Genomic DNA, 12,366 nt, shown 5'->3' with positions numbered 1-12,366 from the left:
TCTTGAGCAGGGAAGCCCTATGTCGGCGCTACGCATCGGCCCCTACACATTGCCAAACTCGCTGATCCTCGCCCCCATGGCGGGCGTCACAGACCAGCCGTTTCGCCAGCTGTGCAAGCGCATGGGCGCGGGTCTGGTGGTGTCGGAAATGGTCACCAGCGATGTGCGCCTGTGGAACACCCGCAAATCGAGCCTGCGCATGATTCACAGTGGTGATCCCGAGCCCCGCTCGGTACAGATCGCCGGTGGTGATCCCGAGATGCTCGCCGAAGCGGCGCGGCGCAATGTGGAGATGGGTGCGCAGATCATCGATATCAACATGGGCTGCCCGGCCAAGAAGGTCTGTAACAAGGCTTCCGGCTCTGCCCTGCTGAAAGACGAACAACTGGTGCGTGAGATTCTTCAGGCCGTGGTCGCCGCCGTGGACGTGCCGGTCACTCTGAAGATCCGCACCGGCTGGGACCGTGACAACAAAAACGGCATCACCGTGGCGAAGATCGCTGAAGACAGCGGCGTTGTCGCCCTCGCTGTACACGGCCGCACCCGCGCCGACCTGTACATGGGCGAAGCCGAGTACGAGACCATCGCCGCAATCAAGCAAGCGGTGTCGATCCCGGTGCTGGCCAACGGCGACATCGACTCACCGCAAAAGGCCAAGGCCGTATTGGCCGCCACTGGCGCCGATGGCCTGCTGATCGGCCGCGCGGCTCAGGGCCGGCCGTGGATATTCCGTGAAATCGAGCACTACCTGCGAACCGGCGAGCAATTGCCGGCACCGGGCCTGGGCGAGGTGGAACGCATTCTGCTTGAACATCTGACAGCCCTGCACGCCTTCTACGGCGATGTCATGGGCGTGCGGATTGCCCGCAAACATGTCAGTTGGTATCTCGCAACCTTGCCGGGCGCCAAGGAGTTTCGCGCCCAATTCAATCGTCTGGACAGTACGGACGCGCAGTGCGCCAACGTTCGCGCGTTTCTCAGCGAACGGCATAACAATGGAGAAGGGGTGGCCGCATGACGATGTTGACTGAGACTTTAGGAAGTGAAATGGCTCCCGTGAGTGACAACAGCAGCTTGAAGCAGCATCTCAATACGCCAAGCGAAGAGGGCCAAACCCTGCGTGGCAGTGTCGAGAAGGCGCTGCACAACTACTTCGCCCATCTTGAGGGCGCGGACGTCAGTGACGTCTACAACCTGGTGCTCACCGAAGTCGAGGCACCGCTGCTGGAAACCGTGATGAATTACGTCAAGGGCAACCAGACCAAGGCCTCCGAACTGCTCGGCCTGAATCGCGGCACCCTGCGCAAGAAGCTCAAGCAGTACGACCTGCTGTAACCCCGAACCCCCGAAAAGGGCGGCCCACATGAGCCGCCTTTTTTGCTGATAGCTCTTTGATTGCCAAAACTTCCGCCTGATGGACTCTGAAATGACCGACCAGACCACCCGCCTCCCCGTTCGCCGCGCCTTGATCAGTGTTTCCGACAAGACCGGCATCCTCGAGTTTGCCCGCGAGCTCGTCGCCCTGAATGTGGAAATCCTCTCCACCGGCGGCACTTACAAGCTGCTCAAGGACAACGGCATCGCTGCCGTGGAAGTGGCCGATTACACCGGCTTCCCGGAAATGATGGACGGTCGCGTCAAGACCCTGCACCCGAAGATCCACGGCGGTATCCTCGGCCGTCGCGCCCTCGACGGTGGCGTGATGGAGCAGCACGGCATCAAGCCGATCGACCTGGTGGCGGTCAACCTCTACCCCTTCGCCGCCACCGTGGCCAAGCCCGGTTGTGACCTGGCCGATGCCATCGAGAACATCGATATCGGCGGCCCGACCATGGTGCGTTCGGCTGCCAAGAACCACAAAGACGTGGCCATCGTGGTCAACGCCGGCGACTACGCTGGCATCGTCGAAAGCCTGAAAGCCGGCGGCCTGAGCTATGCCCAGCGCTTCGACCTGGCCCTGAAAGCCTTCGAGCACACCGCTGCCTACGACGGCATGATCGCCAACTACCTGGGCACCATCGACCAGAGCCGCGACATCCTCTCCACCGAAGAACGCGGTTCTTTCCCGCGCACCTTCAACAGCCAGTTCATCAAGGCCCAGGAAATGCGCTACGGCGAGAACCCGCACCAGAGCGCGGCGTTCTACGTGGAAGCACAGAAGGGCGAGGCTAGCGTCGCCACCGCCATCCAGCTGCAGGGCAAGGAACTGTCGTTCAACAACGTGGCCGACACCGACGCCGCGCTGGAATGCGTGAAGAGCTTCGTCAAGCCAGCCTGCGTGATCGTCAAGCACGCCAACCCGTGCGGCGTGGCCGTGGCCCTGGACAGCGAAGGCGGCATCCGCCAGGCCTACGAACTGGCCTACGCTACCGACACCGAGTCGGCCTTCGGCGGCATTATCGCCTTCAACCGTGAGCTGGACGGCGCAACCGCCCAGACCATCGTTGATCGTCAGTTTGTCGAAGTGATCATCGCCCCGAAAATCAGCGCTGCCGCCCGTGAAGTGGTCGCCGCCAAAGCCAACGTGCGCTTGCTCGAGTGCGGCGAATGGCCAGCCGAGCGCAGTGCTGGCTGGGACTTCAAGCGGGTTAACGGTGGCCTGCTGGTGCAGAGCCGCGATATCGGCATGATCAAAGCCGAAGACCTGAAAATCGTCACCAAGCGTGCGCCGAGCGAGCAGGAAATCCATGACCTGATCTTCGCCTGGAAAGTCGCCAAGTTCGTCAAATCCAACGCCATCGTCTACGCCAAGGGCCGCCAGACCATCGGCGTCGGCGCCGGCCAGATGTCGCGGGTCAACTCCGCCCGTATCGCCGCGATCAAGGCCGAGCACGCTGGCCTGCAGGTTGCGGGTTCAGTGATGGCGTCCGACGCCTTCTTCCCGTTCCGCGACGGTCTGGACAATGCAGCCGCCAACGGCATTACCGCCGTGATTCAGCCGGGTGGTTCGATGCGTGATGCCGAAGTAATTGCAGCTGCCGACGAAGCTGGCATTGCCATGGTGTTTACCGGCATGCGCCACTTTAGGCACTAAAAACGGTCGCGCTCGGACAGGCATCTGCGGCGTTGCCTGGGACTTCCTCAATGCTCATTGCCGCTAGGCAACTCCGCTTGAGAAAGCCCCAGGCGCCTTGCATCTACCAGCCCGATCACGGCCTCGGAATTTGTAGGGTGGATAACGCTTCGCTTATCCACCAAACGGGCTCAAGGCCCGCCTCCACTGGGAGAGAAACATGAACGTATTGATCATCGGCAGCGGCGGTCGTGAACATGCCCTGGCCTGGAAAGTGGCGCAGGACAAGCGCGTCGAGAAAGTCTTCGTCGCACCGGGCAACGCCGGCACCGCCGTTGAGGCCAAGTGCGAGAACGTCGCCATCGACGTGCTGGATATCCAGGCACTGGCCGACTTCGCCGAAAAGAACGTGCAACTGACCATCGTCGGCCCGGAAGCGCCGCTGGTTAAAGGCGTGGTCGACCTGTTCCGCGCCCGCAAGCTGGATATCTTCGGCCCTACAGCAGCAGCCGCGCAGCTGGAAGGCTCCAAGGCCTTTACCAAGGACTTCCTGGCGCGCCAAAACATCCCGACTGCCGACTACCAGAACTTCACCGAAGTCGAGCCGGCCCTGGCCTACCTGCGTGAGAAAGGCGCACCGATCGTGATCAAGGCCGACGGCCTGGCTGCCGGTAAAGGCGTGATCGTCGCCATGACCCTGCAGGAAGCCGAAGACGCCGTGCGCGACATGCTCGCCGGTAACGCGTTCGGCGACGCCGGTTCGCGCGTGGTGATCGAGGAGTTCCTCGATGGCGAAGAGGCCTCGTTTATCGTCATGGTCGACGGCGAGAACGTGCTGCCGATGGCCACCAGCCAGGACCACAAGCGTGTTGGCGATGCCGATACCGGCCCGAACACCGGCGGCATGGGTGCTTACTCGCCAGCCCCAGTGGTTACCGCCGACGTGCATAAGCGCGTGATGGACGAAGTGATCTACCCGACCGTGCGCGGCATGGCCGCCGAAGGCAACGTCTACACCGGCTTCCTCTACGCCGGGCTGATGATCGACAAGGCCGGCAAACCGAAAGTCATCGAGTTCAACTGCCGCTTCGGCGACCCGGAAACCCAGCCAATCATGTGCCGCCTGGAAAGCTCCCTGGTGCTGCTGGTCGAGGCCGCCCTGGCCAAGGCGCTGGACAAGGTCGAAGCCACCTGGGATCCGCGCCCGACTGTCGGCGTGGTGATCGCGGCGGGCGGTTACCCGGCCGACTACGCCAAGGGTGACGTGATCGAAGGTCTGGATGACGCCGCACAACTGGACGGCAAGGTATTCCACGCCGGTACCGCGCTGAAAGACGGCCAGATCGTCACCGCCGGCGGCCGCGTACTGTGCGCCACCGCTATCGGCCGCACGGTCGAGGAAGCCCAGCAACAGGCCTACCGCCTGGCCGAGAAAATCCGCTGGAGCGGCAGTTTCTACCGCACCGATATCGGTTACCGCGCCATTGCCCGCGAACGCGGGAAAAGTGAAGGTAAATAAAGGGTAAAACACAACAAAGGTGGCCAATTGGCCACCTTTGTCATATTTCCCTCGCGAACAGCTTGGCTATAATCCGACCACTTATTTTTGAAGGGACTTCACTGTGCGCCGGCTGAGGATTGCCACCTACCTGCTGTTCAGCACACTGCTGATGACGCTTACCCTGGCGTCAGCTCAAGCAGAGCCGCAGGCTTCCTGGTCGCGCCTCATCGACCCCAGCGCTGCACTGCAATTCAATGACATCCGCAGCCCCGCACAACAGGCGCAGTTCCGCGCCACTGACCTGACTCAGCTCTACACCCCTGGCGGCTCCAGCGCCCTGTGGCTGCATCACCGTCTACCGGGCAACACCGACGCACAGATGCTGCGGGTGTTCGCGCCCTACCTGGCCTACCTCGATCTCTACGTGCTGCAAGGCGATGAACTGATCGAACAGGCGCATACCGGCAGCAACCTGCCGTTCTCCAGCCGCCCGCTGGCCAGCCGTGATTTCCTCCTGCCGCTGCCCAAAGCCGAACAACCGCTGGATATCTACCTGCGCCTGGCCTCCGAACACGCACTGCGCCCCAGCATCACCCTGCAAAGCGCACAGCAGATGGTCGCCGATGACAACCGCCCGCTGCTGTTCGGCCTGCTGCTCGGCTGCCTCGGCATGCTGGTGGCCTACAACCTGGTGCGCTTTGCCTACACCCGTGCAGCCAGCGGCCTGTGGCTGGCAGCTACACAGCTCTGCCAGTTGGCCGCAGTCATCAGCCTGCTCGGTATCAGCACGCCCTGGTTGGACGAATGGCAAAGCCTGCAACCGCAGATCGCCAACCTGTCGATGCTGCTGGCTGCGCTCTGCGCCCTGTGCTTTACCGCCAGCTTCTTTCGCAAAGTCTGCCCGAGCACGCCACTGAACCACCTGCTGACTGGTGAAGTCGTGGTCATCAGCCTGGTCTGTGTGGTTCTGCTGGTGGCCACCAACCTGCAATTCAACCAGTTGGTCTACCTGCTCAACGCCGTCGCTGGTCTTAGCATCCTGCTGGTATCGCTGACGCACTGGCGGCATGGCTACCAACCGGCACGACTGTTCAGTCTGGCCGTCCTGCTGTTCTGCGCGGCCTTTATCTGTGCCCTGCCGATCCTGTTCGGCTACTGGGCAGTGCAGAGCGAATGGATGGCCTACGGCCTGCTCGCCATCACCGTTGTCAGCGGCTTTATCCTCAGCATGGCGCTGAGCGAGCGGCAACGGCGCATCGTGCAAGACCAGTTCAGCACCAGCCGCGCCTTGGCGGCCAGCTCCGCCGAACTGAAGGCCAAGGCCGAGTTTCTCGCCAAGATCAGCCACGAAATCCGCACGCCGATGAATGGCGTACTGGGCATGACCGAGCTGCTGCTCGGCACACCGCTTTCGGCCAAACAGCGCGACTACGTGCAGACCATCCACAGCTCGGGCAATGAGCTGCTCACCCTGATCAACGAAATCCTCGATATCTCCAAGCTCGAATCCGGGCAGATCGAACTGGATGACGTGCAGTTTGACCTCAACGCGCTGATCGAAGACTGCCTGGATATCTTCCGCGCCAAGGCCGAACAGCAAAAGGTCGAGCTGATCAGTTTTATGCAGCCACAAGTGCCACGGGTAATCAGCGGCGACCCCACGCGACTGCGCCAAACCTTGCTGAGCCTGCTGGACAACGCCTTCAAACAGACCGACGAAGGCGAAATCCTCCTGGTGGTGGCCCTCGACAGCAACACCGAGCAACCGCGCCTGCGCATTGCCGTGCAGGACAGCGGCAAACCGCTGGATGCCAGCGAGCGCGACGCTCTGCTGAATGCCGAACTGCACAGCAAGGATTTCCTGGCCGCCACCAAACTCGGCGGCCGCCTGGGCCTGATTATCGCCCGCCAACTGGTACGCCTGATGGAGGGCGAGTTTGGCATCCAGAGCGGCGGTAGCCAGGGTTCGACCCTGTGGCTGACCCTGCCGCTGGACGCCACCCGCCTGGAGCAGCCCACTGCCGACCTCGACGCTTCGCTGCAAGGCGCACGCCTGTTGGTGGTGGACGACAACGACACCTGCCGCAAGGTGCTGGTACAGCAGTGCAGCGCCTGGGGTATGCAGGTCAGTGCCGTGCCTTCGGGTAAAGAGGCCATGGCCCTGCTGCGCACCAAGGCACATCTGCGTGAATACTTCGATGCCGTGCTGCTCGATCAGGACATGCCCGGCATGACCGGCATGCAACTGGCCGCGCGGATCAAGGAAGACGCCAACCTCAACCACGACATCCTGGTGATCATGCTCACCGGTATCAGCAATGCGCCGAGCAAGATCATCGCGCGCAACGCCGGGATCAAACGCATCCTGGCCAAGCCGGTGGCCGGCTACACCCTGAAAACCACCCTGGCCGATGAACTGGCGCAGCGCGGCAAGGGCGATTCGCCGATGTTCAGCCCGACGCCGGTCAGCGCGCCGCTGAACGTGCCCGGCGACTTCCGCATCCTGGTGGCCGAGGACAACACCATCTCCACCAAGGTGATCCGCGGCATGCTCGGCAAGCTCAACCTGCAACCCGACACCGCCAGCAACGGCGAAGAAGCCCTTAGCGCAATGAAGGCCCAGCAGTACGACCTGGTGCTGATGGACTGCGAAATGCCGGTGCTCGACGGCTTCTCCGCCACCGAGCAGCTGCGTGCCTGGGAAGCCGCCGAACAGCGCGCGCGCACCCCGGTGGTGGCGCTTACCGCGCATATCCTCAATGAACACAAGGAGCGCGCGCGTCAGGTTGGCATGGACGGGCATATGTCCAAGCCGGTGGAAATGTCGCAACTGCGCGAGCTGATCGAACACTGGGTTGCCGAACGGGAAATCCGCCGCCAGCGCGACGCCCTGCCATCCTGAGCAGGGTGAATTTGCCCAGCAACCGCTACACGCTTACCCTGCCACCCTTCTTTACCGAAACGAGTCCTTTCCATGGCGTCCGCGCTGTTCAGCCTGTATTTAAAACTGCTGGTGCTCTATAGCCCGTTCTTCGTGCTGTCGTGCTTTATCGGCCTGAGCCGTGGCTACACCGTCAAGGAGCGCAAGCGCCTGGCCTGGAAAGTCGCCGCCGGCGTGCTGATCGCCAGTGTGCTGCTGTACCTGTTCGGCAAACATATCTTCACCCTGTTCGGCATCACCATCGACGCCTTCCGCATCGGCGCGGGCAGCGTGCTGTTTATCTCGGCACTCGGCATGGCCCAGGGCAAATCGGCAGTACAGAGCGACAACGTGCAGCAGGACGTGACCATCGTGCCGCTGACCATTCCCCTGACCGTCGGCCCCGGCACCATCGGTGCGCTGCTGCTGATGGGCGCCAGCCAGCCGGACTGGGGCGACAAGGCCGTGGCCGTGCTGGGCATCGCCCTGGCCAGTCTCACGGTGGGCGTGGTGCTGTATATGTCCAACCAGTTCGAACGCCTACTCGGCGATCAGGGACTGCAGATCGTCAGCCGCCTGATGGGCCTGTTTGTCTGCGCCCTGGCCGCGCAGATCATCTTTACCGGGGTGAAGAACTACCTGGCGCTGTAACAACGGTTCAGACGCTCAACCCAGGCTACGTACTTCTCGTAGGGTGCGCCGCGCGCACCTCGGAATCTGGCGGTGCGCACGGCGCACCCTACGAGGCAAACTGCACCATAAGCTTGCAAGCCAGCCCCGCCCCGGTGCACCAGCGCAACAATCAAACCTCTGAACGCCCTCAAAAACCGTGCAACCCTTTGAAAATAAAGGGCTGTAAAGAACTGGCACCACCCTTGCTCTAGCCACTCCATCACTTGGATACAAGATGGAATCTAAGAGCATGTCCCAAGCCCCTAGCGCTTTCACCCTCGCCGACTGGCAACAGGCCTACCGCGACGCCCAGCAACCTGCCGAGTTGCTGCGCGCCCTGTGCAACGAACTGAGCAGCAGCGATAACGCCTGGATCTGCCTGGCCAGCGCCGCGCAACTGGATGCCCAATTGGCCGACCTACAGGCCCTGTTGGAGAACGCTGGCGGCGACCTGGGCAAACTCCCACTGTACGGGGTGCCCTTTGCCATCAAGGACAATATCGACGCCGCCGGCTGGCCCACTACAGCAGCCTGTGCTGAATTCGCCTACACCGCCAACGCCGACGCCACAGTGGTGGCCAAGCTGCGCGCTGCGGGCGCGATCCTGATCGGCAAAACCAACCTCGACCAATTTGCCACCGGCCTGGTCGGTACCCGCTCGCCCTATGGCGCCGTGCCCAACAGCTTCAACCCGGCTTACGTCAGCGGCGGCTCCAGCTCCGGCTCGGCCAGCGTGGTCGCGCGCGGCCTGGTGCCCTTCGCCCTGGGCACCGACACCGCCGGCTCCGGTCGCGTGCCGGCCGGTTTCAACAATATTGTCGGGCTCAAGCCAAGCAAAGGCTGGCTGTCCAATACCGGCCTGGTGCCGGCCTGCAAAACGCTGGATTGCATCTCGGTGTTTGCCCTGACCGTCGGCGATGCCCTGAGCGTGGCGCAGATTGCCGGCGGCTATGACGCAGCCGACCCCTACAGCCGCAAAAACCCAGGCAGCGCCAAAGTCGGTATGCCGACCAAGCCGCGCCTGGCGGTGCCGAAGAACCCCGAGTTTTTCGGCGACACGCAGAACCAGGCGGTGTTTGAGCAGGCCCTGGGCAAACTGCGTGAGCTGGGCGCTGAGCTGGTGGAAATCGACTTTACGCCCTTCCAGCAACTGGCTGAGCAGCTGTATTACGGCAGCTGGGTCGCCGAGCGCACGGTGGCGCTGGAAGGCGTCGACCCGGCACATATCAACCCGGTGGTGCGCGGCATCGTCGCCAACGGCCATAAATACAGCGCCTGTGATGCCTACAAGGCCGAATATATCCGCGCCGAACTGAGTCGGACGATCAACGACATCCTGGCCGGCTTCGACGCCCTCGTGGTGCCGACCTCGCCAACCTTTCGCACCCAGGCCGAGATGGACGCCGAACCCGTGCTGTTTAACAGCCAGTTCGGCACCTACACCAATTTCACCAACCTCGCTGACCTATCGGCCTTGGCCGTACCTGCCGGTTTTCGCGCCGATGGACTGCCGGCCGGCATTACCCTGCTCGCCCCCGCCTGGCATGACCAGGCATTGGCCGCCTTCGGCCAGCGCTGGCAGCAGGCAGTCAATCTGCCGCTGGGTGCCACGGGTAAAGCATTGCCCGAGCAGGCGCCAAGCAACACGCCAGCCCCCGGCAGCGTGCGCGTGGCCGTAGTCGGCGCACACCTGACCGGTATGCCGCTGAATGTCCAACTCACCAGTCGCGACGCCGTGCTGGTCGAGCAAACCACCAGCGCCGCCACCTATCGCCTGTATGCCCTGCCCGGCACCGTGCCGCCAAAACCCGGCCTGGCGCGGGTAGCCGCCGATGGCGCAGCGATCATCGTCGAGTTGTGGGATATCCCCCAGGCGCGCTTCGGCGAATTCGTCGCGGAGATTCCCGCACCATTGGGCATCGGCAATCTGCAACTGGCCGACGGCCGCCGGGTCAAGGGCTTTATCTGCGAACCCTATGCGCTGGATGGCGCGCGCGACATCACCAGCTTCGGTGGCTGGCGCGCGTTTATCGCCAGCCAGCAGCAGGGCTGAGTCCATGCAGCTGAGTGGCCCCCCAGGCAGCGGCAAGGAGCGCCCGGAGAACCTCGCCGAGCGCATCTACCTGCAACTCAAGGACGACATCTTCGAGTTCCGCCTGCTGCCCGGTGATCGCTTTTCCGAAGGCGAGATCGCCGAGCGCATGGCGGTCAGCCGCACGCCGGTGCGCCAGGCGCTGTATCGCCTGCAACGCGAGGGCTACTTGCAGGTGTACTTCCGCAGCGGCTGGCAGGTCATGCCGTTCGACTTCACACATTTCGAGGAGTTGTACGACGTGCGCATCGTCCTCGAATTGGAGGCCGTGCGGCGTTTATGCGAACGCCCCCAAGACGAGCACAGCGATGCACTGGTGCAACTTGAGCGCACCTGGTTGGTGCAACCCGAGCAGCGTTTAGGGGACGGTCGCGCAGTTTCGCGCCTGGATGAGCGCTTTCACTGCCAACTGGTGGAAGCCGCCGGCAACCGCGAGATGGCCCGCCTGCACGCCGAAGTCAGCGAGAAAATCCGCATTATCAGGCGCCTGGACTTCACCCAGAGCCCGCGCGTGGCGGCCACTTATGACGAACACGGAAAAATTCTCGCGGCAATTTTGGCGCGGCGATGCGAAGAGGCACAGCTATTGCTCAAGACCCATATAGAGGTCAGCAAGGCCGAAGTGCGCAAGATCACCCTGCACATGCTGCACAGCGCGCGTCAGCGCACCATGCCGGCACCAGAGGTGAAGACCTGAAGTGAAGACCCTGGGCCCTGCCCTGTTTCAACTGCCAGACAAACAACTAAAAACCAGCAGCTCAAACACTTAAGTTCGTGAATGGAGATCGCACCATGCAACGTCGCAATCTGATCAAGGCCCTGACCCTGTCCGCATCCATCGCCGCCATGGGTATGACCTGGACCGTGCAAGCCGCCGAAACCATAAAGGTCGGCATCCTGCACTCGCTGTCCGGCACCATGGCCATCTCGGAAACCTCGCTGAAAGACATGGCGTTGATGACCATCGACGAAATCAATGCCAAGGGCGGCGTACTCGGCAAGCAGCTGGAGCCGGTGGTGGTCGACCCTGCCTCGAACTGGCCGCTGTTCGCCGAGCGTGGCCGCCAGTTGCTGACCCAGGACAAGGTCGACGTGACCTTCGGCTGCTGGACCTCGGTGTCGCGCAAATCCGTACTGCCGGTCTATGAAGAACTCAACGGCCTGCTGTTCTACCCGGTGCAATACGAAGGCGAAGAGCTTTCCCCGAATGTGTTCTACACCGGCGCCGCGCCAAACCAGCAGGCCATTCCGGCAGTCGAGTACCTGATGAGCGAAGACGGCGGCGCGGCCAAACGCTACTTCCTGCTCGGCACCGACTACGTTTACCCGCGCACCACCAACAAGATCCTGCGTGCCTTCCTGATCAGCAAAGGCGTGGCCGAGAAAGACATCGAAGAGGTCTACACCCCGTTCGGTCATAGCGACTATCAAACCATCGTCGCCAACATCAAGAAGTTCTCCGCCGGCGGCAAGACTGCGGTGATCTCCACCGTCAACGGCGACTCCAACGTGCCGTTCTACAAGGAACTGGCCAACCAGGGCCTGGAAGCCACCGACGTACCGGTCGTAGCCTTCTCCGTGGGTGAAGAAGAACTGCGCGGCATCGACACCAAACCGCTGGTCGGCCACCTGGCCGCGTGGAACTACTTCCAGTCGGTAGAAAACCCGGTCAACACCGAGTTCGTCGCCAAATGGAAGGCCTACGCCAAAGCCAAGAACCTGCCAGGCGCCGACAAGGCCGTGACTAACGACCCGATGGAAGCCACCTACGTCGGCATCCACATGTGGGCCCAGGCCGTAGAGAAAGCCGGCACCACCAATGTCGACAAAGTACGTGATGCCCTTGCCGGCCAGACCTTTGCCGCGCCGAGCGGTTACACCCTGACCATGGACAAGACCAACCACCACCTGCACAAGCCGGTGATGATCGGTGAAATCCAGGAAGACGGGCAGTTCTCCGTGGTCTGGGAAACCAGCAGCCCGATCCGTGCCCAGCCGTGGAGCCCGTACATCGAAGGCAACGACAAGAAGCCGGATTACGCGGTCAAGTCGAACTAAGCACCTGCCAGTAAGCCCGGATGTATGCCGGGAACGCCCTGCCCGGATGACATCCGGGCCATGGCTTGCTCTGCGCCGCGACCACGCGGCGAAGAGCACTTCCAAAGGAC

The 12,366-nt window shown here is 62.5% G+C and carries 9 protein-coding genes; all 9 read left to right on the top strand.

The annotated features are described in order from the left end of the window. Window positions 1-19 precede the first annotated feature (19 nt). Window positions 20-1,018, top strand: a complete 999-nt coding sequence (gene dusB / locus ACSQ17_RS13760; protein ID WP_436069258.1) for a tRNA dihydrouridine synthase DusB — start codon at window positions 20-22, stop codon at window positions 1,016-1,018. Further along, the gene (gene fis / locus ACSQ17_RS13755) at window positions 1,015-1,335 is read left to right on the top strand and encodes a DNA-binding transcriptional regulator Fis (RefSeq protein WP_108486851.1); all 321 of its coding nucleotides are present in this window, start codon (window positions 1,015-1,017) and stop codon (window positions 1,333-1,335) included. The genes dusB and fis overlap by 4 nt, the downstream gene beginning before the upstream one ends. Window positions 1,336-1,426: 91 nt before the next feature. After that, on the top strand, window positions 1,427-3,034 hold the full coding sequence (gene purH / locus ACSQ17_RS13750; protein WP_436069257.1) for a bifunctional phosphoribosylaminoimidazolecarboxamide formyltransferase/IMP cyclohydrolase: 1,608 nt from the start codon (window positions 1,427-1,429) through the stop codon (window positions 3,032-3,034). Window positions 3,035-3,233: 199 nt separating this feature from the next. Continuing rightward, window positions 3,234-4,532, top strand: a complete 1,299-nt coding sequence (gene purD / locus ACSQ17_RS13745; RefSeq protein WP_436069256.1) for a phosphoribosylamine--glycine ligase — start codon at window positions 3,234-3,236, stop codon at window positions 4,530-4,532. Between the two features lie 103 nt (window positions 4,533-4,635). Continuing rightward, window positions 4,636-7,416 carry a response regulator gene (locus ACSQ17_RS13740; protein WP_436069255.1) on the top strand — a complete coding sequence of 927 codons (2,781 nt, stop codon included), beginning with the start codon at window positions 4,636-4,638 and terminating at the stop codon, window positions 7,414-7,416. Between the two features lie 72 nt (window positions 7,417-7,488). Next, complete coding sequence (locus ACSQ17_RS13735; RefSeq protein WP_311089400.1) at window positions 7,489-8,085, top strand: MarC family protein; 597 nt, start codon at window positions 7,489-7,491, stop codon at window positions 8,083-8,085. A gap of 271 nt (window positions 8,086-8,356) precedes the next feature. Further along, window positions 8,357-10,159, top strand: a complete 1,803-nt coding sequence (gene atzF, locus ACSQ17_RS13730) for an allophanate hydrolase (protein ID WP_436069254.1) — start codon at window positions 8,357-8,359, stop codon at window positions 10,157-10,159. A gap of 4 nt (window positions 10,160-10,163) precedes the next feature. Further along, window positions 10,164-10,895 (top strand): GntR family transcriptional regulator, encoded by a 732-nt coding sequence (locus tag ACSQ17_RS13725; protein WP_436069253.1) that lies wholly within the window; start codon window positions 10,164-10,166, stop codon window positions 10,893-10,895. Window positions 10,896-10,990: 95 nt separating this feature from the next. Then, window positions 10,991-12,256, top strand: a complete 1,266-nt coding sequence (gene urtA, locus ACSQ17_RS13720) for an urea ABC transporter substrate-binding protein (RefSeq protein WP_436069252.1) — start codon at window positions 10,991-10,993, stop codon at window positions 12,254-12,256. Window positions 12,257-12,366: the final 110 nt, after the last annotated feature.

It is taken from the genome of Pseudomonas sp. LjRoot71 (assembly GCF_964253255.1).
GTDB lineage: Bacteria > Pseudomonadota > Gammaproteobacteria > Pseudomonadales > Pseudomonadaceae > Aquipseudomonas.
Note: the sequence above shows the minus strand (reverse complement) of the source record. Positions and strands in the feature narration are given on the sequence as shown.